Annotated in this window: 24 protein-coding genes; 13 read left to right on the forward strand and 11 right to left on the reverse strand. The window is 59.4% G+C overall.

Features of this window, described 5'->3' with window-relative positions; translation table 11 throughout:
- Positions 1-204: 204 nt before the first annotated feature.
- The gene (locus RA28_RS11665) at positions 205-891 is read left to right on the forward strand and encodes a class I SAM-dependent methyltransferase (RefSeq protein WP_241481131.1); all 687 of its coding nucleotides are present in this window, start codon (positions 205-207) and stop codon (positions 889-891) included.
- Positions 892-986: 95 nt separating this feature from the next.
- On the opposite strand, the gene pnp is transcribed toward RA28_RS11665, so the two are convergent.
- Complete coding sequence (gene pnp / locus RA28_RS11670) at positions 987-3,134, reverse strand: polyribonucleotide nucleotidyltransferase (RefSeq protein ID WP_039528653.1); 2,148 nt, start codon at positions 3,132-3,134, stop codon at positions 987-989.
- Between the two features lie 248 nt (positions 3,135-3,382).
- On the opposite strand from pnp, the gene RA28_RS11675 reads away from it, so the two are divergent.
- Both RA28_RS11675 and RA28_RS11680 read left to right on the forward strand, forming a co-directional pair.
- The gene (locus RA28_RS11675) at positions 3,383-4,132 is read left to right on the forward strand and encodes a DUF3299 domain-containing protein (RefSeq protein WP_241481122.1); all 750 of its coding nucleotides are present in this window, start codon (positions 3,383-3,385) and stop codon (positions 4,130-4,132) included.
- Between the two features lie 277 nt (positions 4,133-4,409).
- A complete protein-coding gene (locus tag RA28_RS11680; protein WP_039528655.1) occupies positions 4,410-6,011 on the forward strand; it encodes a BCCT family transporter in 1,602 nt (533 codons plus the stop codon).
- Between the two features lie 60 nt (positions 6,012-6,071).
- Here the strand turns inward: RA28_RS11680 and RA28_RS11685 are convergent, their stop codons facing one another.
- Complete coding sequence (locus tag RA28_RS11685; RefSeq protein ID WP_039528658.1) at positions 6,072-6,842, reverse strand: nuclear transport factor 2 family protein; 771 nt, start codon at positions 6,840-6,842, stop codon at positions 6,072-6,074.
- A gap of 182 nt (positions 6,843-7,024) precedes the next feature.
- On the opposite strand from RA28_RS11685, the gene RA28_RS11690 reads away from it, so the two are divergent.
- Entirely contained in the window at positions 7,025-7,402 is a 378-nt protein-coding gene (locus tag RA28_RS11690) for a winged helix-turn-helix transcriptional regulator (RefSeq protein ID WP_039528660.1), read from the forward strand.
- Positions 7,403-7,607: 205 nt separating this feature from the next.
- Here RA28_RS11690 and rpsO read toward each other — a convergent pair whose 3' ends face one another.
- The 5 genes from rpsO to rbfA all read right to left on the reverse strand — a co-directional run bounded on the left by rpsO (position 7,608) and on the right by rbfA (position 10,713).
- On the reverse strand, positions 7,608-7,877 hold the full coding sequence (rpsO, locus tag RA28_RS11695) for a 30S ribosomal protein S15 (RefSeq protein WP_039528663.1): 270 nt from the start codon (positions 7,875-7,877) through the stop codon (positions 7,608-7,610).
- A gap of 215 nt (positions 7,878-8,092) precedes the next feature.
- The gene (locus tag RA28_RS11700; protein ID WP_039528666.1) at positions 8,093-8,596 is read right to left on the reverse strand and encodes a DUF1643 domain-containing protein; all 504 of its coding nucleotides are present in this window, start codon (positions 8,594-8,596) and stop codon (positions 8,093-8,095) included.
- A gap of 21 nt (positions 8,597-8,617) precedes the next feature.
- Positions 8,618-9,523, reverse strand: a complete 906-nt coding sequence (gene truB, locus RA28_RS11705) for a tRNA pseudouridine(55) synthase TruB (protein WP_039528669.1) — start codon at positions 9,521-9,523, stop codon at positions 8,618-8,620.
- A gap of 54 nt (positions 9,524-9,577) precedes the next feature.
- Positions 9,578-10,321: a phosphodiester glycosidase family protein gene (locus tag RA28_RS11710; RefSeq protein ID WP_039528671.1), complete on the reverse strand. Its 744-nt coding sequence runs from the start codon at positions 10,319-10,321 to the stop codon at positions 9,578-9,580.
- Positions 10,318-10,713, reverse strand: coding sequence for a 30S ribosome-binding factor RbfA (rbfA, locus tag RA28_RS11715; protein ID WP_010438628.1), 396 nt, complete (start codon positions 10,711-10,713; stop codon positions 10,318-10,320). The genes RA28_RS11710 and rbfA overlap by 4 nt, the downstream gene beginning before the upstream one ends.
- Before the next feature lie 90 nt (positions 10,714-10,803).
- On the opposite strand from rbfA, the gene dapB reads away from it, so the two are divergent.
- Complete coding sequence (gene dapB, locus RA28_RS11720; RefSeq protein WP_039528677.1) at positions 10,804-11,613, forward strand: 4-hydroxy-tetrahydrodipicolinate reductase; 810 nt, start codon at positions 10,804-10,806, stop codon at positions 11,611-11,613.
- Between the two features lie 4 nt (positions 11,614-11,617).
- Here the strand turns inward: dapB and RA28_RS11725 are convergent, their stop codons facing one another.
- From RA28_RS11725 to tmpA, 3 genes are all read right to left on the reverse strand, one after another.
- Positions 11,618-12,478, reverse strand: a complete 861-nt coding sequence (locus tag RA28_RS11725; RefSeq protein ID WP_039528680.1) for a hypothetical protein — start codon at positions 12,476-12,478, stop codon at positions 11,618-11,620.
- A 144-nt stretch (positions 12,479-12,622) separates the two neighbouring features.
- A complete protein-coding gene (gene tmpB, locus RA28_RS11730) occupies positions 12,623-13,213 on the reverse strand; it encodes a (R)-1-hydroxy-2-trimethylaminoethylphosphonate oxygenase (protein WP_039528683.1) in 591 nt (196 codons plus the stop codon).
- Positions 13,210-14,346: a 2-trimethylaminoethylphosphonate dioxygenase gene (gene tmpA, locus RA28_RS11735; RefSeq protein WP_039528685.1), complete on the reverse strand. Its 1,137-nt coding sequence runs from the start codon at positions 14,344-14,346 to the stop codon at positions 13,210-13,212. Before tmpA ends, tmpB begins: the two co-directional genes overlap by 4 nt.
- A gap of 99 nt (positions 14,347-14,445) precedes the next feature.
- Here tmpA and RA28_RS11740 point away from each other — a divergent pair, with 99 nt between their 5' ends.
- Positions 14,446-15,300, forward strand: coding sequence for a LysR family transcriptional regulator (locus RA28_RS11740; RefSeq protein ID WP_039528688.1), 855 nt, complete (start codon positions 14,446-14,448; stop codon positions 15,298-15,300).
- 4 nt (positions 15,301-15,304) lie between these two features.
- Here the strand turns inward: RA28_RS11740 and RA28_RS11745 are convergent, their stop codons facing one another.
- Positions 15,305-15,487 carry a DUF1674 domain-containing protein gene (locus RA28_RS11745; RefSeq protein ID WP_039529405.1) on the reverse strand — a complete coding sequence of 61 codons (183 nt, stop codon included), beginning with the start codon at positions 15,485-15,487 and terminating at the stop codon, positions 15,305-15,307.
- 89 nt (positions 15,488-15,576) lie between these two features.
- Here RA28_RS11745 and RA28_RS11750 point away from each other — a divergent pair, with 89 nt between their 5' ends.
- From RA28_RS11750 to RA28_RS11780, 7 genes are all read left to right on the forward strand, one after another.
- On the forward strand, positions 15,577-16,836 hold the full coding sequence (locus tag RA28_RS11750) for an RsmB/NOP family class I SAM-dependent RNA methyltransferase (protein WP_039528691.1): 1,260 nt from the start codon (positions 15,577-15,579) through the stop codon (positions 16,834-16,836).
- An 88-nt stretch (positions 16,837-16,924) separates the two neighbouring features.
- Entirely contained in the window at positions 16,925-18,664 is a 1,740-nt protein-coding gene (locus tag RA28_RS11755) for a heparinase II/III family protein (RefSeq protein WP_039528694.1), read from the forward strand.
- A 22-nt stretch (positions 18,665-18,686) separates the two neighbouring features.
- Positions 18,687-20,276: a bifunctional phosphoribosylaminoimidazolecarboxamide formyltransferase/IMP cyclohydrolase gene (purH, locus tag RA28_RS11760; protein WP_039528697.1), complete on the forward strand. Its 1,590-nt coding sequence runs from the start codon at positions 18,687-18,689 to the stop codon at positions 20,274-20,276.
- Positions 20,276-20,746, forward strand: a complete 471-nt coding sequence (gene lspA, locus RA28_RS11765; protein WP_039528698.1) for a signal peptidase II — start codon at positions 20,276-20,278, stop codon at positions 20,744-20,746. The genes purH and lspA overlap by 1 nt, the downstream gene beginning before the upstream one ends.
- Before the next feature lie 50 nt (positions 20,747-20,796).
- Entirely contained in the window at positions 20,797-21,312 is a 516-nt protein-coding gene (locus RA28_RS11770) for a DUF3035 domain-containing protein (RefSeq protein ID WP_039528701.1), read from the forward strand.
- Positions 21,313-21,392: 80 nt separating this feature from the next.
- Positions 21,393-22,730 carry a M16 family metallopeptidase gene (locus RA28_RS11775; protein ID WP_039528705.1) on the forward strand — a complete coding sequence of 446 codons (1,338 nt, stop codon included), beginning with the start codon at positions 21,393-21,395 and terminating at the stop codon, positions 22,728-22,730.
- Positions 22,727-24,037 carry a M16 family metallopeptidase gene (locus RA28_RS11780; RefSeq protein ID WP_039528708.1) on the forward strand — a complete coding sequence of 437 codons (1,311 nt, stop codon included), beginning with the start codon at positions 22,727-22,729 and terminating at the stop codon, positions 24,035-24,037. Before RA28_RS11775 ends, RA28_RS11780 begins: the two co-directional genes overlap by 4 nt.
- The last annotated feature ends 14 nt before the right edge of the window (positions 24,038-24,051 follow it).

A 24,051-nucleotide genomic window follows, 5' to 3' on the forward strand; every position in this document is an offset into this window, starting at 1 on the left:
TCTGCCCCCCATCGCGCCCTGAGGGCGCGATTCCCCCTGAGGATATTTTTGGACAGATGAAGCGGGCGGGCGCTTCACTTTGATTGGAGCCGAGTTTTTGAGCTTTGCTGATTTCTGCGACCGTCGCCAAAGAGTTGAATAGAGTTGGAAAATTTGTCTTGCGAGGCAGGTGACAGGATTTACGATCCCGAATTTGTTGCTGATTTGTTTGATCGGTGTTCGGCGAACTATCGTCGATGGAGTGCTGTAAGTTCCTTTGGCTTTATATATGTCTGGCGATATCAATGCGTTGCGCGCATTGAACCCTTGGGCAAAGAATCCCCGGTCGTGGTCGATCTGATGGCCGGTACCGGTGAAATCTGGCCGCATATTCTGCGGCGGTTTCCCGAGGTTGGCTCAATAACCGCGTTGGATATTTCGCACCGAATGCACCTTGAAGCGGTCGAGCGTCTGCACCAAAGCTATGCTGACAAAATTGTGCATCTCGAGGTAAATGCATTGGAAACTGATTTGCCGACTGAACACGCCGACATTGTGGTGTCTTCATTTGGCCTCAAGACGTTCGATCAGGATCAACAGGCAGTTCTGGCGGAGCAAATCGCGCGTATCCTGAAACCGGGCGGTCGATTTTCTTTGATCGAGGCGTCTGACCCGAAGGGATGGATGTTTCGCCCTCTCTACAGGTTTTATTTGGACAGGATGCTACCGCAAATTGAGCGGTTTTTCCTCAAGGGGGCAAATGATTTCAGTATGATCGGTACCTACACAAGGAATTTCGGCAACAGTCGACATATGGCGCAGGTACTGCGCAATGCAGGTCTTGTGGTGGAGATGCGATCTCATTTCTTTGGTTGCGCGACCAGCGTCGCGGGCCACAAACCGGGCGACTAGGTTTTGCAACTGGAAAGCCGTTGGACTGTCGATATCTGAAATTGAAAAGACCCCGGCCCAAGCCGGGGTCTTTCGCATTCAAAAGGTGGCGCGGATTACTCTGCGTCTTCTTTCTTTTCTTTCTTCTCGGGCACGATCTCTTCGCCGGTTTCCTGATCGACGACTTTCATCGACAGGCGGACCTTGCCGCGATCGTCAAAGCCCAGCAGCTTGACCTTTACTTCCTGACCTTCCTTCAGCACGTCCGACGGATGGTTCAGGCGGCGGTTTTCGATCTGCGACACATGGACCAGGCCGTCGCGCTTGCCAAAGAAGTTCACGAAGGCACCGAAATCGACGATCTTGACCACTTTACCGGTATAGATCTGGCCCTCTTCCGGCTCGGCGACGATCGAGTGGATCATCTCATAGGCTTTCTTGATCGATTCACCGTCGGGCGAGGCGATCTTGATGACGCCATCGTCGTTGATGTCGACCTTGGCACCCGAGGTTTCCACGATCTCGCGGATGACCTTGCCGCCCGAACCGATTACTTCGCGGATCTTGTCGGTCGGGATGTTCATGGTCTCAATGCGCGGCGCGTGGACCGAGAATTCGTTGGTCTCGGACAGGGCTTTGCCCATCTCACCCAGAATGTGCATCCGGCCATCCTTGGCTTGCGCCAGGGCTTTCTCCATGATCTCGGGCGTGATGCCCGCGACTTTGATGTCCATCTGCAGCGAGGTGATGCCGTTTTCGGTACCAGCCACCTTGAAGTCCATGTCGCCCAGATGATCTTCGTCACCCAGAATGTCCGACAGGATGGCGTATTCACCGTCATCTTCCAGGATCAGACCCATGGCCACACCGGCAACCGGCGCTTTCAGCGGAACACCCGCGTCCATCATCGACAGCGAACCACCGCAGACCGACGCCATCGAAGATGAGCCGTTGGACTCGGTGATCTCCGACACGATGCGGATCGTGTAGGGGAAGTCTGTTGCCGCAGGCAGAACCGCCTGCAAAGCGCGCCATGCCAGCTTGCCGTGACCAATCTCACGACGGCCCGGGCCACCAACGCGGCCAACTTCACCCACCGAATACGGAGGGAAGTTGTAATGCAGCAGGAAGTTCGATTTGAAGTTGCCATGCAGCGCGTCGATGAATTGCTCATCATCACCGGTGCCCAGCGTGGTCACCGCCAGCGCCTGCGTTTCGCCACGGGTGAACAGGGCAGAGCCGTGCGTACGCGGCAGCATCGAGGTTTCTGCAACGATTGAGCGGATATCGGTGGTCGAGCGACCGTCGATCCGCTTGCCGCCCTTGACGACGTCGCCGCGCAGAATGCCTGCTTCCAGCTTCTTCATTGCGGACCCGAGGTTGCCGTCTTCCAACTGCTCTTCGGTCAGCGCTTCCTTGATCGCTTCACGGGCCGCAGCAACAGCGGCAGTGCGCTCTTGCTTGTCGGTGATCGCGAATGCGGCGCGCATCTGCTCTTCACCGGCAGCTGCAACAGCAGCATACAGATCAGAATAATCCGGCGCTTCGAATTCAAACGGCTCCTTCGCCGCCTCTTCGGCCAGCGAAATGATCAAGTCGATGACCGGCTGAATCTGCTCATGCGCAAAGGTCACGGCACCCAGCATTTCCGCCTCGGACAGCTCGTAGGCTTCCGATTCCACCATCATCACGGCGTCTTTGGTTCCGGCCACAACCAGATCCAGACGCTGTTCGGGGTTCAGGCGCAGGTCCTGCATGTCGTCCACGGTCGGGTTCAGGACGTATTCGCCATCCACGAACCCAACACGGGCACCGGCGATCGGGCCCATGAACGGTGCGCCCGAAATGGTCAGCGCAGCGGATGCGGCGATCATCGCCACGATGTCGGGATCGTTGACCAGATCGTGGGACAGCACGGTGCACATCACCAAAACTTCGTTTTTGAAGCCGTCGACGAACAGCGGGCGGATCGGACGGTCGATCAGACGCGCAGTCAGCGTCTCTTTCTCGGTCGGGCGCGCCTCGCGCTTGAAGAAGCCGCCCGGAACCTTACCGGCGGCATAGTATTTCTCTTGGTAATGAACGGTCAGCGGAAAAAAGTCCTGACCCGGCTTTTGAGCCCGCGCAAAGGTCACGTTTGCCATGACGCTGGTTTCGCCCAGCGTGGCAATCACGCTGCCGTCCGCCTGACGGGCAACCTTGCCGGTTTCCAGTGTTAGCGTCTCTTCGCCCCACTGCATTGATTTCTTTGTTACATCAAACATATGCGTATCCTAGAAGGGAGCACTCCCGGCCCTCCGGGTCTCCCGTTTTGCATGGCGGCCCCATTGCCGCCGACCCCAATTTATCTTCCATTCGAGTGCCGGGGTCAGGGCACAACGTCTCAGATGTTGGGCGCATACATGAGATTGCACCCGAAGGGAAGAGAAACCGCAATCCTGCAGTTGGCCGGGTGTTGTGCCGCGTTGATAAATCTCCGACACTTGCGTGGTGATCAAAGTCAGAGGCTTGGATGAGGATATTGTGGCACTCATTGGCGGTGGCCGCACTGGGCTTGGCCGCTTCCGCTGCTACCGCTGGCGCGGCGATGCTGGAATGGGCAGAAATGCCCGATCCGGCGGCGCAGCGCTTTGACGACCCTTTCCGCGACCTCACGCCTGAACAATACGATGACCTCGTGTTTTCCCTGCGACTTCGCGCCCGACTGGAACAGGACATCGGCAGTGAGGAAGAGCGCCAAAAATGGCAACAGCTTTTGTCAGAGACCGAGGCCGCGCTGGCGACAGACGACATTGATATCGAATGGCTTCTGTCTCAGCGCGAGGCCGTGATTCAGCGGCGCACGCGGGCCATGACAGCGGGAAACCCACAAATCGACGGAACAGAAGTCATGGTTTCGGGTTATGCGATCCCGGCCCCGCCAGATACAGACGGCCGGTCCATTGCTTATCTGGTACCGAAACCCGGTATGTGTAGCCACCTGCCGCCACCGCCTCCGAACCAGATGATCCGGGTGCAATTGCCGGGTGATTGGTCCCCTGACAAAAACCACGAACCGGTGCGGTTGACCGGCACGTTGCGAATCTCGCCTTCAGATCACCGAATAAACGTGGTGGACGGATTGGTCCCGATGCAAGCGACCTTTGTTCTGGATGCGGACACGGCAGAACCGCTTGACTGGGATGCCGAAGAACAGAGCATGGCAGATCAATTGCGCGCAGCGGCACATCGCAAAACCGGCGGCGCGGGGCAGGGCAACTGAGGCGGTTTTGGATGGTAACAAGGATCGGATTTTCAGTTTCGATCAGGCAAAGTTGAACCGCAGGAAACATCGAAAATCCGCCCTGAAATCGTCAGGCTGCTGTACGCTAACATTTATAAAAATGAATGCATTTTGTGAAATTTTGATGTTCGTGTAGCCTGTTAGCACGAAACCCACGGTCGAGATGACGGAAACGCGCCAAGGGGGTTAAAATCTCAATCCGTCCGCTGACCGAATACCTTGGCGTTTTGCACTTAGCGAACAGAAGGGCAGACGAATGGCGGAAACAAAGAAAATGCTAGATCCGGATCCACGGATCTACGATTTTGAAACGGAATACGAACTTGGGCAGGATAATGTCAGACCGTTTGGTCTGGATATTCACAATCCTGTTTTCCTTATCTCAAGCATCCTGATCTTCGCGTTCGTTCTGATCGCTTTGGCAAATCAGGACGCCGCTGCATCGTTCTTCGGCTGGCTGCGACCCTGGCTGACAAGCACCTTTGATTGGTTCCTTGTTCTGTCGGTCGATGCGATAACCCTGTTCTGTCTCGCATTGATCATTCTGCCGGTCGGCAAGGTGCGGATCGGCGGCAAGGACGCGAAACCAGACTATTCCTATGCCGGTTGGATTGCGATGATGTTCGCAGCCGGTATCGGTATCGGTCTGCTTTTCTTTGGCGTGATGGAGCCTGTCTATTACAACTTTGCAGAAGACGGGAATGCGCGCCCGCTTGGCATAGATATCGCGGTTCCAGGCAATGAATACATCGGTGTTGTTGGTACAATCCACCATTGGGGCCTCGAGGGCTGGGCGGTTTACGCCGCTGTTGGTCTTAGTCTTGCGATTTTTGCCTACAACCTTGATCTGCCGCTGACGTTGCGGTCGGCGTTCTATCCGATCCTAGGCGAACGCGTCTGGGGCTGGTGGGGTCATATCATCGACACGTTGGCGGTGTTCGCCACGCTCTTTGGTCTTACGACCTCGTTGGGACTGGGTGCGCAACAGGTTGCCTCCGGGCTTAATGCCGTTTTCGGTATCGAACCAAGCCCGACTGTGACCGTTCTGTTGATCATCGGCATTACGCTCATCGCGATGGGCTCGGTGCTGATGGGCATGGACGCCGGTGTCAAACGTCTGAGTGAGATCAACATGATCATGGCCGTTGGCCTGTTCATCTTTGTCATCGTTGTCACGGGCGTCGGCACGGCCATCGCGCGATACTTCAACGTGATGGTGGACTACGTGACGATGCTGCCCGCTCTATCGAATCCGTTCGGACGAGAGGACACCAGTTACTTCCACGGTTGGACGACGTTCTACTGGGCGTGGTGGATTGCATGGTCGCCGTTTGTCGGCATGTTTATCGCCCGCATCTCGAAGGGCCGCACGGTGCGAGAGTTCGTGATCTGCGCGCTTCTTGCGCCCACAGCGGTCTGCGCGCTCTGGATGTCGACCTTTGGCGGTGCCGCCATCGACATGCTGAACGCAGGCGGAGCCGAAGGTGTACGGGCAACGGTGATCGACAGCTATGCCCCCGAAGGTGCCCTGTTCGGTTTCCTGCAAGAGCTTCCGCTCTACGGTCTGATCGCTCCGATCGCCTTGGTTCTGATCGTGGTGTTCTTTGTCACCTCGTCTGACTCAGGCTCGCTTGTGATTGATACGATCACCGCAGGCGGCAAGATGGACGCACCTGTGATCCAGCGCGTGTTCTGGTGCACCCTGGAAGGTCTGGTCGCCATCGCGCTGCTGCTGGGAGGTGGCCTTTCAGCGCTGCAAGGGGCCGCCGTTTCAACCGGTATCCCCTTCACGCTGGTGGTTCTGATCATGTGCTACTGCCTGTGGCTGGCACTGAAATCGGAACAGTCCAAGATGTAACGTCTGGCTGAAAAGAATTGAAACGCCCGCCAGACCGGCGGGCGTTTTTTCGTTTCGGTGTCAGAACTTGCCGTTGTCATGCGCCATTTCGGCAGGGATGGGCGAAACGACATCCCAGTGTTCGACGATCTTGCCATCTTCGACCCGCCACAGGTCAAAGAATGCCCAAGGCTCCCCGCCCATGATCGCATCCGTTGCGACGAAGACGAAATTGCCCTCGGCCACGGCGAATTGCGGCTCGAACTTCGTGATCACCATGCCTTGCGCCGCAAAGGATTCGATCGCGACCATCAGGCCGGACAGACCGTCTTCGATCGACGGGTTGTGCTGCATATAAACCTCGGGGTCCATATAGTTCGTGACATTCTCAGGCGCGGCCCCGCCCAGAACATCACGCACGAAGCCCAGCACAAGCGCCTTGTTCGCCTGCGTTTTGTCTAGATCGGTGATCTCGGTCGGCCCATCCGTCATGCCGCGGCCCGAGGCCGTGGTTTCGGGGATGGGCTGCAAATTGTCCCAGTGTTCGGCAATCTTGCCGTCCTCCACCCGGAAAATGTCAAACGCAGCAAGCGAGGGGGCACCGAACGCGTCGGCATTGTCATAGGTGTTGTGCAGCACAACCATGTCACCTTCGGTAATGACGCGATGGGTTGTGGCGGTCATGCCCGATTGTTGGACCAACGGGATCAGGCCCATCAACCCCTCGGCACCGGTGGGAACCTGAGGGTCGTGCTGAATATAATCCGCAGTCACCAGCTGACGCGCGGCGTCGGGGTCGTGTTCGATGAAGGCAGCCGAGAACAGGGCAAGGACAAGCTCTTTGGGGGTCATGGATCAATTCCTGATGATTCGTGTTGTGATGATAGTAAGTATTAAAAACGCACCACATTGCAATTACGCACTAATAAGTCATGTAGTTACTTTAAGGATACTACCATATAAAACAGGGCTTTGTTTCTTGGCGCTGTGGTACTATGCTTGCAGTAAGTATCAATATCATACCAGAGGCTCCCATGCTCCCGATCGGTGTTCACACCAAGTCCGAAGCGTCCAACTGTTCGATCCGGTCCGTTCTGTCCAACGTCACTGGCAAATGGCGCATGATCATCATTCTGGCGCTCGAGGATGAACCGAAGCGTTTTGGTGAGATCAAGCGATGCATCGGTGACGTGACGCAGCGGGTGCTGACCGAGAATCTACGGGGTCTTCAGCGCGACGGGTATCTGACCCGCACGGTCGATCCCGGCCCACCGGTGGCGGTTTCATATGCGCTCACGCCGCAGGGTCGCGCGCTGCTGGAACTGCTCAAACCGCTTGTCTACTGGTCCCACGAACAGATGGATGACGTCAAAACCGCTCGCATGGAATATGACCGCGCCCATCCCGGTTGATGTGGTCCGTGTCGAGGCGGATTGAGCCATGCGAAGGTGATCTGGAAGCGCCCGGCTTCGGTCGGGCACACGTTCGCTTTGCCGTCGCGTTTGCGATGATTTTTCGACGCCTAAAAAGAAAACGCCCGCCAGATCGGCGGGCGAAAAAGATGTACAAGATGCACAAACCCGTTCTCAGGGTGTGTACAACACGGACAAAACGCGCTTAGCGGCGGATGCCCAGTTTCTTGATCAGGTCCTGGTAACGCGCCTCTTCCTTGCCCTTCAGATAGTCCAGCAGCTTGCGGCGCTGGGCAACCATCTTCAGCAGACCGCGACGACCGTGGTTGTCTTTCTTGTGGGTCTTGAAGTGCTCGGTCAGGGTGGTGATGCGCGAGGTCAGGATGGCAACCTGTACTTCGGGCGAACCTGTGTCGCCTTCTTTGGTTGCGAATTCTTTCATAACGCGTGCTTTTTCAGCGGCAGTAATCGACATCGGGGTCTCCTTTAAAGGTTAGCGTGAATGGCGCAGGCCGGGATGTCGTCCAGCACAGGCCCATGGAGAAAACCGCACCGATTCCGATGCGGATGGGCGCGTATAGGCGCTTTTGAGCGTAATGGCAAAGGGAATTTACCGGATCAGCCCATGGCAGTCAGTACGCCAGATGCATCTCGGTTACAAGCCGCATGTTTCCAAGGGTAAACCAGTGATCACCACGGTTCCGGCTGTTGGGTGTAGGCGATGTAAAGCGGGTGTTTCGGATGCCCTTCCTTGGTCAGACCCAGATGGAACAAGGGCTGGCCAGTACCACGCAGCAGTGTCTCGACCGCTGGGCCACGCTCCAGATGCGCGCCGTGGGTTCCCCAGGCGGCGATGACCTGATCGGCCCATGCGGCACCGTCCAGTATTGCCGCATCATTCTCCGGCCCCACCGGATCGGCAGCTGCGCGCATCTTGCGCGGGTCGGTGTCGCGCCACGCGAAGATATTGGTCACCTGAAACGCCCCGAACCCCAGCGCCCGCGCACGGCGCTCGCAGCGTTCAACGGTCGGGTCATTCTGGACTTCGGTCGCGGTCGAGGGGTTCAGCATCACGAACAACGCTTTGCGCCCCTCCGAGTCCCACACGCGCGTCAAGCTGTATCGGTATTTCTCGCAATCGGAATAAACGGCGGTCGAGGGCGCATCGCCCTTTGTGTGGGAACGGGTGATCATGTGCCTCGCCTAACACAGCCGTCAGGTGACGAACACCCGGCTGGGATGCAATTCGCCTGATTTATACACCCCAACGGCCACCGCCTTGCCGTCCAGCGAGGCCCAGGCTTCGTCTCCATATTCGACGTCAGAGGCAAAGACCATCCCGGGGTTGCCATTGCGCAGGCGCGTGGCCCCCTCCGGGGTGCATTTCAATTCCGGCAAATCCGATAGGCCGGTTTCCAGCGGCTGTAGATAGTCGTCCAATGCGGTGGATTTGGCCATCTCGTCGATCTGCTCGATGCTCAGCCCATCCTCGGCGTCAAACGGGCCGGACCAAATGCGCCGCAGCTCTCTGACGTGCCCGTGACAGCCCAGTGCCTCACCCAGATCACGCGCGATAGAGCGGACATAGCCGCCCTTGCCGCAAGTCATCTCCAATACCGCATGATCCGCGTCGGGGCGGTCGATCAGCACCAGTTCTTCGACCCAAAGCGGGCGGGCGGTCAACGCGACCTCTTCTCCGTCGCGGGCGAGCTTATAGGCACGCTGACCGTCGATCTTCACCGCAGAGAATTTGGGCGGCACCTGCATGATCTCGCCCAGAAACGGACCGAGCGCCTGTTTGATATCTTCATCCGAAGGACGCATGGCGCTTGATGCGATGACCTCGCCTTCGGCATCGTCGGTGTTGGTGGCCTGACCCAGACGCACAGTGAAGGTGTAAGCCTTAAGCGCATCGGTGATGTAGGGAACGGTCTTGGTCGCCTCACCCAAGGCCACCGCCAGAACGCCGGTCGCCTCGGGGTCCAAAGTGCCCGCGTGGCCCGCTTTCTTGGCATCCATCGCCCAACGCACCTTGTTGACCACCGCGGTCGAAGTCATGCCCGCGGGCTTGTCGACCACCAGCCAACCGGAAATGTCGCGACCCTTGCGTTTGCGTCCCATCTTGCACCTAAATTCCTGCTGAGGCGCGCGACCTAGCGGATCGTCAGAGCGCTGTCAATTTGATGGGGTATCTTCAACCACACCCACGATCGGCCCAAGCGAAAAGCCGATATCCGAGCGGTTGCTCGCCCGTTCATACATCCGAGAGATATTGCCATCGAGGAACAACGCATTCGGCGTGCCCAGCATATCGCGGAACAACCTGCCGAACTCATGAAAGGTGACCGCGTCCTCGGAAATGGCAAACACCACGCGCGTGCCGTCCGCGCTCGTTCCGACCCCGTTCCGGATATAGCGCGAGGTTGAATCCTCCAGAAAGCGCGGGTGAAGCGCACCGTCGATGACCAGCATCGGGCCGGATTGGGTTGCAAAGCGACATGCGGGGGCCTGATCGACGAAATCCAGCGTCTCGAACACATCGGCGCGACCCTCGCGGATGCAGAACACACCGTTCGGCAACAGCCCGAAATTGCCGGGGCCGGGGTTTGAGATCACTCGCATCTGCTCCTGACCCTCCTCGACATAGTGCCCGACCGGAGAGCGGTCGTCGTGATACATGCCCGCGTTCATTGCAAAAACCAGCCGCTCGCCGTTGGTGGCCAACGCCTCGTTTACCGATGAGAAATGGCCCAACAGGGCACCGTCATCGCCGTTCAAAAACAAGCGCATGTCTTCGGTCGCGGCATCGACTTCGCAAACGGTGTAACGCTTATCGTCGTGCGTGACCTTTTCGCAGGTCACCGCGCCCGCCTGTGCGGCCCAGAGGACCGCACCCGCCGTGACAAACGCGCGGATCACTCGTCCAGATCGCGGCGCACCGCGTCCTGTTCGAACATGCGGCGAGTGTCGTCCAGACGGTCGAACGTGTCATCCAGCCGGAACCGCAGATCGGGCGAAAACTTCAGCCCGACCTTCTTGCCGACCATGCGCCGCAGCTCACCCTTGTTACGAGCCAACAGTTCGATCACGTCCTCCTGTCCTTTACCACCCAAGGGCAGAACATAGGCGGTCGCGATCTTCAGATCGGGCGAGGTGCGCACCTCGCCCACTGTGATCGACATGCGGTTCAGATCGGGGTCATGGACGTCGCCGCGTGCCAGAACCTCGGACAGAGTGCGGCGGATCAGTTCGCCGACGCGCAGTTGCCGTTGGGACGGGCCGGGGCCATCGTGGAATTTGTTCTTTGCCATGTCCCCGATCTAAGCCCAAAGCAGGGCTTTGCCAAGCGGGCGCGAACGGGGTAGGAGGCTTTGAGCCGACTGCAACAGGGGAAGAAAGCAATGACCCATATTCCGGGGATCGTCATCACAGGGGCTTCGGGCCGTATGGGGCAGATGCTGATCAAGACGGTGACCGACAGCGATCAGGCGCGTCTGGTCGGCGTGGTCGAGCGTACGGGCCACGACTGGATCGGTCAGGACGTTGGTGTTGCTATGGGTGGCCCGGCGCTGGGCGTCATCGTGACCGATGACCCGCTGGAGGCATTTGCGCAGGCGCAGGCCGTAATCGACTTCACCGCGCCCGAGGCAACGCTGGAATTTGCCGCGCTGGCCGCGCAGGCGCGATGTGTGCATGTGATCGGCACCACAGGCATGACCGACGAACAGATCGCCGCACTTGAGCCAGCCGCGCGTCATGCGGTGATCGTGCGGGCCGGGAACATGAGCCTTGGCGTCAACCTGCTGGTGCAACTGACCAAAAAGGTCGCTGCCGCACTGGACGAAGATTTTGATATCGAGGTGATCGAGGGCCACCACCATCACAAGGTCGACGCGCCATCAGGCACGGCGCTGATGCTGGGCGAGGCCGCTGCCGAGGGGCGTGGCGTCAAACTGTCGGATGTGGCGGACCGTGGCCGGGACGGCATCACCGGCGCACGCGAACGCGGCGCGATCGGGTTTCACGCCATTCGCGGTGGCGACATCGTGGGTGAGCATGACGTTCTGTTCGCCGCACCCGGAGAACGCATCGTTCTGCGCCATCTGGCAACAGACCGCGCCATCTTTGCGCGCGGTGCGCTGAAGGCGGCGCTGTGGGGGCAGGGGAAGGCTCCGGGTCAGTATGACATGGTGGATGTGCTGGGGCTCTAACTCACTAGCGGAAGGTCGCCAGCCCGTCCGGTTCAGATCCCTCCTGCGCGGCCAATGCAAACAATGCGGCTAAGCGCTGATCCCATGTCGGGAACTGGCCTGTCTGGGCATATGTCAGCCGCTCGGCCCCGATCGAAATGCCCAGTGGCGCGACTTTGCCGCCGATGATGATTTCCCCGATCTCGGTCCAGTTGGACGAAGGTGGATAGCTGGCCGGCGCAGGCTCATCGGTATCGCCGATGCGGTAGTAAACACCCATCGTGACCAGATAGTCTTCACCCATCGGGTCGGGGAAGAAAAAGCCTGAAGCATCGCGGGCGGCCAATGCCTCGGCCTCGTCACGCAGCAGGACTTTTTCGGCAAAGGGCATGTTCAGATCGTCCAATACAGCGCGCATGTCATTGGCTTGCGGGACGCTGACAAAGGCAATGCGCGCGGGATCAAGACCAAAATCCTGCGTCAGAACCTGAATCATCAATTCGGTCGTATCACGCCCACTGACGGTCTCGCCCGGATGGCATCCGACCTCGTGAAACAAGGGCAGGACGTCGGGACGGGCCTTTTCATCCACATCCGCAACGCGGGCCAGCGGTTGAATGATGAACGCGTTTGTTGGCAGTTGATCCTGGTCGAAGTCATGGCGCAGACCGCCATTATAGTCGGAATTGCCGGTGGCGATTGACAAGGGCTGCGCCTCGGAAAAACCAAGCCCCGCAAAGGCCGCCTTCAAACCTGCCAGCGTCTCAGCAAACTGCGCCTCGAACGCGTCGTTTTGCTGTGTTGCGCCAATGGCGAACCGGGGCACCATCGTACCCATTGCAGCCGCCGTTCCCAACTGGACCACTTTCCGTCGATTCAATCCCATCAGCGCCTCCGATCTGCACGCACAAGTAGAGTATCGCAGAAGTTTGGGCAGAAGGTTAAGAAAATCTGAAAGAACGTTGTGAGAGGCTGATCCCCGAGCGTGCGCCCGGTTCTGAACAGACCCGATTGATGTGGATTGGCACGATCACGCGGTTCCCAAATGCCTGTCGACCATGCGCTGAACCATTGGTGCGAAATGGGCAAAACCGGGTGTTTCCATGTCGGGATGCTTGCCTGCCTCGTCCAGATACCGCACCTGAATGATTTGTTTCAGGTTTGGGTTGGCTTCGAACGCGGCGACCTCCTCCGCACTCATCGGACCCCCTTGCAGTTCCAGCGTATGAACCGAGGCTTCGGACAGGCGGTTGAAATAGTCCGGCTTGGTCGCACACAAGTACCGTTTCGCCGCAACGTGATAGCGGCAGCAATCGGTGATGACGGAGGGGAAAAACTGCTCCAGCACCGCAGCCCCGGCATCCTCGTGATGGCGGTCTTCGGTGTCGTCGGGGTGATATGTGCCGAACTCGGACGTAAAATGCCCGATGTCATGCAGCAGGGCTCCCACGATGATTTCTTCGGGCTGGCCGTTTTGTTCGGCGATGGTGGCGCCTTGCAGCATATGCTCGGCCATGGTCACTGGTTCACCCAGATATTCCTCATCGCCCCGCCGTTCGAAGATATCCGCAATAAAGGCGACGACGTTGTCACGGTTCAGAGTGGTGAAATCGGGCGTCATTCTGCGGCCTCCGGCTGAGCCATCTCTAACGCGGCCAGCGTGGACAGCAGCCCGTCCTTGTCGGCATAACATCCCTGCAACCAGCGCGAGCCTGCGCCGGAATAGCCCAGCCGCGCATGCAGGACACGGGTGTTATCGACGATAAAGCTTTCGCCGGGCTCAAGCTTGAATGAAACGCCCATCGCGGGGTCGTCGATGATTTCGGCCAGTTGCCGATAGGCGGCGTAATAGCCTTCCATCTTGTCGAATGGCACATCGACAAACGGCGCGGAAGAGCGGTTGTTAAAGCGGATGCCGATTAATTCGCCGTCCGGCGAAAGCTCGATCATCGGGCGTCGCGCGCGCAGGCAAACACCATCGGCACCTTTGTATTCAAACCGCGCCGGGTGGCCAGCCAGCAGGGCAAAACCGTCCGGGTTTTCCTGACATAAGCGCTGGGCAGCGCGGAACCCGTCAACAACGATCGAGTCCCCACCCTCGGCACTGTTTTCGAGGCAATAGAGTACCTGCAGTGTCGGCACCGGGTCGCGATAGGGATTGTCCGTGTGCGCCTGTAACCCAAGCCCGGTATACGCAAGGTTTGTGGGATTCACCTCGGTCCGGACTTCGAAATAGGGGCCATAATTCGTCTCGTGCACATAGCCGAACAGATCGACCACCTTCAGCAAGGCCTCCGGCTCGACCGGGCCACCTGTCAGCTTGGCAAAGCCAAATTCGGCGACCGCTGCCAGCCAATCGCGCTTGGCGGTGGGGTTGGAATGAACCTGCGCCCAGTCACCGCTGGGCGCATCAAACCCATTTTGCCACGTGGTGAGGCCAAGCGCGACCCGACCGGGCTCAACGCTTTGATCGCGATCATACCTGTGCGCGAACAGCCAGTCGGCAGGGAACGCGACGGTTTTGTTTTCTGGCTGAAAGGTGACCGACAGCGCGCCGCCAACAACCTCAGCCGCGCTCAGCGTGGTCTTCGCGGGAATGTCGCCGATTGTGATCAGGCGTTGGCCATTCCCCGGCGCACGCGTTTCGGGATCCAACGCATTGTCGCGCAGCCAGATTGCGTGAAAGCGTGATCGGGTGCCATCCGCGAATTCAACAGAAACCGTGGACGGATCAAAGGTGACGGTGCGCAGCATGGGGTTGCTCCTGTTTGGCGCGGGTGTTGCTTGAGGGGATACGCGGTTCGTGGCATTACGACAATTAAACCTTATTCCGACTGAGGCCCGGAAAATCTTATGGCTAAGAAAAAGATCGGATTGCCACCGCTGGATTGGCTGCGCGTTTTCGAAGCTGCCGGACGCCTGGGTGGCTTTTCCGCCGCCGCGCGAGAGTTCGGACTGACGCAGGCAGCGGTCAGCCAGCGCATCGGAAATCTTGAGGCGTGGCTGGGCCGCACGCTTTTCATCCGAGAGGCGCGCGGTGTATCGCTGACGGTTGAAGGCGAAAGCTATCTGCCCCTGGTGCAGGACAGTTTGCAAGCGCTGGAGCGGAATACCGAGGATCTGTTCGGGACATCGCCGAAAGAGCTGCGCGTTGCCGGGCTGTCATCGCATATCTACGCGCTGGTTTTGCCCTGCCTCCCGCACTTGTTGGACATGCAACCCGAACTACGCCTGATGACGGATTCTGTTGCCCGACGCGCGTCGCTGGACGAAGAAAGAACCTGGTTGCAAATCCGGTTTGGCCGGGGCGATTGGCCGGGGCGCAAATCAGCCTTGATCGCCGAAGAGGTCCTTGTACCGATGGCAGCGCCGGGTGTCGTCTGGGGGGCACCGCTGATCGAACAGAGGGGCGAACGTCCGGGATGGAGGAACTGGGCGAGCAGCGCCGGGGTCAAGGAGTTGCCGTCCGCACGGGTCAGTTTCGACTCGATGGGTCACGCCATCGCAGCGGCACGTCAGGGAATGGGCGTGGTACTGGGATCGGTGCCGCTTGCGGCGCGAAACACCCGGTCGGGGCAATTGTTCAGGCTTGACTTGCCGGAATTGGAAACGCGGGAAGGCTATTGGTTGACCTGGCCCGAGGATCGGGTGCGGTCAAAGAAACAGCGTGCTTTGATCGATGATTTTCTAACGGCGATGCGGGGCTGAGCGTTCAGAAGTCGATCGCGATGCCCTTTTTCTCCCAATCGCCATAGCGGGCCGGGTCGGGTCCGTCGCGTCCACCCAGTTCTTTGGGCCGCTTTTCTGCTTCAGCGTCAGCTTTGCGGCGGCGTTCTTCAGCCTCGGCCAAAGCACGTTGGGCGGCAGGCGGCAGGTCTTTGCGGTTGTCACTCATGCCATCGGGTTCCTTTCCGGTCATTGGCTTGATATACGCCCGCGTCCGCATTTGGCAATGCGGGCCTCGGTCAGAAGAAAGGCGACCTCATGTCCGACAGCGCAACAGCGGCGCGACGCAGCGCGATCTATTTGCTGGACCAGATCCTGGGTGAGGGGCGCTTGCTGTCCGAATGCCTGTCTGCCGGCGCGTTGGACCGTCTTGACCGTGAGGATCGCGCAAGGGCGCAGCGGCTGACACTGGAAACCCTGCGCGGGCTCGAACGCGCTGACCGGTTGTTAAACAATCACCTGAATAGGACACCCGCACTGACCGTTCACAATGCACTGCGCGTGGGTGCGGTCGAATTGTGTCAGGGCGAGGCGGCGCATGGCGTCGTCAATTCGATGGTGGATATCGTCGGACGCTCGCGAAAACACGGGCGGCTCAAGGGGCTGGTCAACGCGGTTTTGCGAAAAGTGGCGGACGAGGGGCCAGCCGCGTGGCCCAAAATGCGGGTTCCGCGCTTGCCGGAGTGGTTGCGCGCCCCGTTGATCATGGCGTGGGGTCAGGATGCTGTCGCAGGTATCGAGCAGGCCCATTTCAAAGGTGCGCCGCTGGATTTGACCGCAAAGTCGAACGGCCAACTTCCCGAAGGCCAAGTTCTGCCCACCGGGTCCATCAGATTGATGGATGCAGGGCAGGTCTCTGCTTTGCCAGGTTTTGACGCTGGCGATTGGTGGGTGCAGGATGCCGCCGCCGCCCTGCCGGTTCGCATTCTGGCGCCGAAGGCCGGTGAAACGGTTCTGGACCTTTGCGCCGCGCCCGGTGGCAAAACCATGCAACTGGCGGCTGCCGGCGCTCGGGTCACGGCCCTGGACGTGTCGGAAGGGCGGCTTGAACGGGTGCGCGAGAACCTTGCGCGCACCGGGCTTTCGGCCACTGTTATTGCCGAGGACGCGCTGCAGCATCAGGGCCAGTACGATGCGATTTTGTTGGATGCCCCCTGCTCGGCCACAGGCACAATCCGCCGCCATCCAGATTTGCCATTTGCCAAGGACGGCTCAGAGTTTGGCGACCTGATTGACTTGCAAGCACAGATGTTATCGCACGCGTGGGCCTTGCTGAAACCCGGCGGACGGCTGGTCTATTGCACCTGCTCGTTGCTGCCGGATGAGGGCGAAGTGCAGATCGAAGATGCACTAAAGCAGCACACGGATATGACGGCGGACCGTTCGGCGCTGACGGTTTCCGGTGTTGATCCAGCTTGGATCACAGACGAAGGCGGTTTGCGTCTGCGCCCGGATTTTTGGCCTGAAGTCGGGGGTATGGACGGGTTCTATATCGCGTGTCTGAACAAATCCGCCTGAGCGCACGCTTTTCGGTGACTTGACCTTCGGTCCTGTCTATCGTTGGGTCAGGCGCCAGCAGAGCGTCAGGGGCAGAGTAACGAGCGGCATGTCACAGTCAGACACCATGGCAAACCGATGGGCACGGTTCCAGAACCGGCTGTACGCGCGTCTCAGCCAAAGGCGGCGGGCGGTGTCCGGTTTTGTCGGGCAACCCGAGCCACGAACGGTCGGCTCGTTTGCACGCGGTCGGCAGTTGGTGGCCGGAAACCTGTTGTTTGCCGGTTATCTGGTCGAAGCGGATGACACCGATCTGTGGGACGTTTCCGCCCCCAGCGCCGAGTTCGATGACGAGCGTCACGGTTTTGCGTGGTTGGACGATCTTGCAGCGGTTGGGGACATGCGTGCCCGCGAAAAAGCGCAACGCTGGGTATGGGCCTGGATCAAGGTTCACGGCGCCGGTCAGGGTCCCGGATGGGCGCCGGACCTGACCGGTCGTCGGGTCATGCGCTGGATCAACCACGCCATGTTCTTATTGCGCGGCGCGGATGAGGCTCAAAGCAAACTGTTCTTTCGATCGTTGTCACAACAGTCCTGGTTCCTGTCGAAGCGCTGGTCTGCTGCGACCCCCGGCCTGCCGCGGTTCGAGGCTCTGGCCGGTTTGGTGCAGGCTGGCCTTGCGCTGGAAGGGTCGGAGCAAATAGCCGATCCCGCGCTGCGAGCACTGGCCCGCGAATGCGAAAAACATGTTGATACGCAGGGCGGAATTCCCACACGCAATCCAGAGGAATTGCTTGAGGTCTTTACGCTTTTGTCCTGGACGTCTGCGGCCCTCAGCGAGGTTGGGCGCGGAACGCCTGCCGCCCAAACAGACGCAATCAAACGTATGACCCCGACATTGCGCAATTTGCGCCACGCCGATGGTGCGCTGGCCCGGTTTCATGGCGGCGGTCGCGGTATAGACGGGCGCCTGGACCAGGCATTGGCTCAAAGCGGGGTGAAACCGCAGCCCGCCGCGGGCTTGTCGATGGGGTTCGCGCGGCTGGCCGCCGCAAGAACCACTGTCATCGTTGATGCAAGCGCACCACCCAAGGGCGGGGCATCTTTTAACGCGCATGCTTCGACAGCGGCGTTCGAACTGACTTCGGGTCGTCGCCCCCTGATCGTGAATTGCGGATCTGGCGACAGTTTCGGCGCGGATTGGCGGCGCGCCGGAAGGGCCACGCCATCGCATTCGACGCTCAGTGTGGATGGCTATTCAAGCGCGCGGTTGTCCGAACCGACGCGCGGAAGCCCACGCGAGGCCTTGATTGATGGTCCCACAAGTGTTCCCACAGACACCGAGGATGCCTTTGAAGGGCAGCGGTTCATGGTCGGCCAGGATGGCTATGCCAAGGTGTTCGGCCTGACCCACGCACGGACACTTGAATTGCGCTTCGATGGGCGAGAATTGATTGGCGAAGATATCCTGTTGACCTCGACCGACAAGGCCAAGCGGCAATTCGACAAGGCAATGGATGCGTCCGGCCTGAAAGGGATCGCCTTTGACATCCGGTTTCACCTGCATCCGGACGTGGACGCGGCGCTTGATCTGGGCGGGTCGGCGGTGTCCATGGCGCTCAAAAGCGGCGAAATCTGGGTATTTCGCCATGACAACATTGGAAAGTTATCAGTCGAACCAAGCGTTTACCTTGAAAAGGGCCGTCTGAAGCCCCGCGCGACAAAACAGATCGTTCTATCTGGCCGCGCAATGGAGTATGCGACGCGCATCCGGTGGACGCTCAGCAAGGCACAGGATACAGCCTATGCCGTGCGGGACCTGCACCGGGACGAGCCCGATTTCGACTGACGCCAAAAGGACCTTTGGAACCATGACCGACCTTCACCCCGTGCGCCGCGCGTTGCTTTCCGTTTCCGACAAGACCGGGCTGATCGAGCTGGGCAAGGCGCTGTCCGAACGCGGGGTCGAGCTGCTCTCGACCGGCGGCACGGCTAGGGCCCTACGCGAGGCGGGGCTGCAGGTGAAGGACGTCAGCGAAATCACCGGGTTCCCCGAGATGATGGATGGCCGGGTCAAGACCCTGCATCCGATGGTGCATGGCGGGCTGCTTGCCTTGCGCGACAACGACACCCATGTCGCCGCGATGGAGGAGCACGGTATCGGCGCGATCGACCTGCTGGTGGTGAACCTCTATCCGTTTGAGGCGACTGTGGCCAAGGGCGCGGGCTATGATGAGTGTATCGAGAACATAGATATCGGCGGTCCGGCGATGATCCGGGCGGCCTCAAAGAACCATGCCTTTGTCAACGTGGTCGTGGATGTCGAGGATTATTCCTCGCTTCTGGATCAGCTGGAGGAAAACTACGGAAAGACCTCATATGGGTTCCGTCAGTGGTTGGCGCAAAAGGCATATGCCCGCACGGCGGCCTATGACACGGCTGTGTCGAACTGGATGGCCGAGGCGCTGCAGCTTGAGGCCCCTAAACGCCGTGCCTTTGCCGGTGAGCTGAAACAGACACTGCGCTATGGAGAGAACAGCCACCAACAGGCGACGTTCTACACCGATGGCACGGATCGTCCCGGCGTGGCGACTGCCGTGCAGCATCAGGGCAAGGAACTGAGCTACAACAACATAAACGACACCGATGCGGCCTTTGAACTGGTCGCCGAGTTTGATCCGGCCGAGGGTGCAGCCTGTGCCATCATCAAACACGCCAACCCTTGCGGCGTGGCCAAAGGCGCGACCCTGCTGGAAGCTTACAAAGCAGCGTTCGATTGCGACCGCACTTCGGCCTTTGGCGGGATCGTGGCGCTGAACCAGCCGCTGGATGCGGAAACTGCGCAAGAGATCACGGGAATCTTCACCGAGGTTGTGATCGCGCCGGGCGCGTCGGATGAGGCCAAAGACATCTTCGCCGCCAAGAAGAACCTGCGCCTGCTGACGACGGAGGCTTTGCCGGATGTAACTGCCGGGGGCAAAACCGTGCGTCAGGTTGCTGGCGGCCTGCTGGTGCAGGACAAGGACAACGGCTTTGTTGGCATGGATGACCTGAAGGTCGTTACTAAAAAGGCCCCGACTGACGAACAGATGAGAGACCTGCTCTTTGCCTGGAAAGTGGCCAAACACGTCAAATCCAACGCCATCGTCTATGTCAAAGACGGCGCAACCGTGGGTGTTGGCGCGGGACAGATGAGCCGGGTCGACTCGGCCCTGATTGCGGCCAAGAAAGCTGAACGCATGGCAGACGCGCTGGGCTTGGCCCAACCGTTGACTATCGGCTCGGCTGTGGCGTCGGATGCGTTTTTCCCATTCCCCGACGGGCTGATGGAAGCCGCAGAGGCCGGGGCGACCTGTGTGATCCAGCCCGGTGGGTCTATGCGCGATGACGAAGTCATCGCGGCAGCCGATGAGGCCGGTTTGGCGATGGTCTTCACCGGCATGCGCCACTTCCGTCACTGATGCTGTCCCGCCTGCTTCTCTGGGCGGCGCTGGCCGCGTTCCTGATCGATCAGATCAGCAAGTATCTGGTCGTCCATATAATGCGCGTGGCCGAAGGCAACATCGATGTGCTGCCGCCGCTGTTGGTGTTCAAATACGGCGAGAATCGCGGCATCAATTTCGGCCTGTTTCAGGGCAACAGCGAGGCGGCGCGCTGGGTGCTGATCGGTATCTCGCTGGCAATCTGTGTTGCGGTACTGATCTGGCTTAGGCGCAGCACACCAACAAGGTTCATGCAGATTTGCGCTGGCCTTTTGATCGGCGGTGCGCTGGGAAATGTCGTGGACAGGGTGCTTTATGGCTATGTTCTGGATTTTCTGAACATGTCCTGCTGCGGTATCAACAACCCCTTTGTGTTCAACCTCGCCGATGTGTTCATATTTGCAGGGGCAATTGGACTGGTTCTGTTTGATGGCAAAAAGCCCTCGTGACCTATCGCAGGATATGCGATAAAAGCGCCTGAAACCGGCCGGAGAACCCCATGCGCACGTCGCACGCCATTCTGATCCTGACGCTCGCCGCTGCGGTTGCGGGCTGTTCCAACCCGGGCCTGCGGGATTTGCAACCACCGGGGCCGGGACCGGATGAGTTTTCGGTTCTGCCGGTCAAGCCACTGACGCAACCCAAGGACTATGCGTTTTTGCCGGCACCGACGCCCGGCGGCGGGAACCTGACCGATCCGACGCCAAAGGCGGACGCCGTAGTTGCACTTGGCGGTAACGAGTCGGCTTTGAACCCGAATACGGCGGTTCCTTCGTCTGATGCAGCGCTTGTGACTGCGTCCAGCCGGTATGGCGTTCCTGCGAATACGCGTCAGGTTGTTGAAGAGGACGATACGGCCTTCCGCAAGCGGCGTGGTCGCTGGACCGGCTTGCGCCTGTTCCCGGTCGATCGATACGCGCAGGTTTATGAACGGCAGTCGATTGATCCCTTTTCCGCGACCGAAGCGGCACGGCAGCGCGGCCTGGAAACCCCCTCGTCCCCACCGAGTGAATAATTCTTAACTTTCCGTCATCGCCCTTGAACACGGGCCGTACCACCGTAGTTTGAGACTTGAAACGAAACGGAGGACGCCCCATGGTTCGGGCTCTTGCACTGTCGGCCGCCTTGTTTGCCACCCCCTTGATGGCCAGCGAAGGCCACGAGGCCGTCACGACCTTTACACTGGATAACGGCATGGATGTCGTGGTGATCGAAGACCACCGCGCCCCCGTCGTTCAGCACATGGTCTGGTATCGTGTGGGTTCGGCTGACGAGCCCGCCGGCACGTCCGGAATAGCGCATTTTCTGGAACACCTGATGTTCAAAGGAACGGACACATTGGCGCCGGGCGAGTTTTCCGCGACCGTTGCGGCCAATGGTGGCAACGACAATGCGTTCACGTCTTATGACTACACTGCTTATTTCCAACGTGTCGCCGCCGACCGTCTGGAACTGATGATGCAGATGGAAGCGGACCGGATGCGCAACCTCAGCCTGAGCGAGGAAGACATCGCGACCGAGCGTGATGTGATTTTGGAGGAGCGTAACCAGCGCACCGAGAACAACCCCCGGGCCCTGTTCGGCGAACAGATGAGTGCGGCGCAGTACCTCAACCATGGCTACAGCGTGCCGATCATCGGCTGGCGTCACGAAATGGAGACGCTGGGCATGGAGGACGTGCTGTCCTTTTACCAAAACCACTATGCGCCAAATAACGCCATTCTGGTGGTTACCGGAGATGTTGAGCCCGACGAGGTCAAGGCGCTTGCCGATCAGTATTACGGCGTGATCCCGGCCAACCCCGAGATCCTTTCGCGCGCGCGCTCGCAGGAACCTCCGCAAACTGCCGAACGCCGACTGACGTTCAAGGATCCGCGTGTGGCGCAACCTTATGTCCAGCGCAGCTATCTGGCACCTGAACGTGATTCCGGGGCACAGGAAAAAGCGGCGGCGCTTTACCTTCTGGCCGAGCTTCTGGGCGGTAGCACAACGTCCTACATGAACGAAAAACTGCAATTCGAGCAGGAAAAGGTGGTTTACGCCGGAGCGTTTTACCGCGGTGTTTCCTTGGATGACACGACCTTTGATCTGGTTGTGGTGCCCGCAGAAGGCGTTTCGCTGCAAGAAGCCGAGGACGCAATGGATCAGGTCGTTGCAGAGTTCATCGCCGAAGGCGTGAAGGCCGAGGACTTGGATCGGATCAAGATGCAGCTGCGCGCGGCCCAGACCTATGCGCGTGACAATGTCGATGGCATTGGAAACCGGTATGGCCGGGCGCTGACCAGTGGCCTTACGGTAGAGGACGTACAGGCCTGGCCGGACATCCTTCAGGCGGTGACCGGGGATGAAATCATCGCCGCCGCACGCGAAGTGCTGCAACCAGAGGCATCGGTCACCGGCTGGCTGATGCGCGACGATGAGGTGACGCAATGAAACGCATTTTTGCTGCCCTGATTGCGATCGTCATCGCTTGGCCCGCATGGGCTGAAATTGAAGTGAAAGAAGTCACCTCGCCCGGCGGCATAACAGCATGGCTGGTCGAGGATCACTCGATCCCGTTTACCGCGCTCGAGTTGCGATTTCGCGGCGGCACATCTCTGGACGACCCTGACAAGCGCGGCGCCGTGTATCTGATGAGCGGCCTGATCGAGGAAGGCGCGGGCGATATGGATGCCCGCACGTACGCGCGGGCTCTGGAATCTCTGGCGGCGTCGTTCCGGTACAATGCGGGCGACGATACCGTTTCGATTTCCGCGCAGTTCCTGACGGAAAACCGCGACGAGGTGGTCGACCTGCTGCGAACGACGATCCACGAACCAAGGTTCGATCAGGATGCGGTCGAACGCGTAAAAGCGCAGGTTCTGTCCGGGTTGCGGTCGGATCAGACGGACCCGAACGACATTGCAGGGCGCAGTTTTGCGCAGATGGCCTATGGGGATCACCCCTATGGCAGCGAAGGCAAGGGAACGCTTGAAAGCGTTTCCGCGCTGACGCGGGACGATGTGGTTGCCGCTTATGACGCCGTATTCGCAAAGGACCGGCTTTATGTCGGCGCCGTGGGCGATATTACTGCGGAGGAATTGGGTGCGCTGCTGGACAAACTGCTGGCCGATCTGCCCGAATCTGGCAAGCCCATTCCGGACCGCGCAGACGTGAACATTCCCGGTGGTGTGAGCGTCGTCGAGTTTGACACGCCCCAATCGGTGGCTCTGTTCGGACATGCGGGCATTGACCGGGATGACGAAGACTTCTTTGCGGCATTTCTTTTGAACCACATTCTTGGTGGTGGCGGGTTCGAGAGCCGCCTGATGCAAGAGGTGCGCGAGGAACGCGGCCTGACCTACGGCGTGGCAACGTATCTTGTCCCCAAGGATCTGGCCTCGGTCTATTTGGGTTCAGTGTCCTCGGCCAATGACCGGATTGCCGAAACGGTGGACGTGATCCGCGCCGAATGGGCGCGCGCCGCGACCGACGGTGTTACGCAAAAAGAACTGGACGATGCCAAGACATATCTGACGGGTGCTTATCCGCTAAGGTTTGACGGCAATGGTCGGATTGCCGGGATCATGGTCGGGATGCAGATGCAGGGCTTGCCTATCGACTACATCGCGACACGAAACGATAAGGTAAATGCAGTAACCTTGGAGGAGGTGAACCGCGTGGCGTCGGAATTGCTGGACCCCGAAGGCTTGCACTTTACCGTGGTCGGCAAACCAGTCGGTCTGGAGACGACGAACTGAGGCAACACAGGGCC

The sequence above is a fragment of the Ruegeria sp. ANG-S4 genome, from assembly GCF_000814005.1.
Taxonomy (GTDB): Bacteria; Pseudomonadota; Alphaproteobacteria; order Rhodobacterales; family Rhodobacteraceae; genus Ruegeria.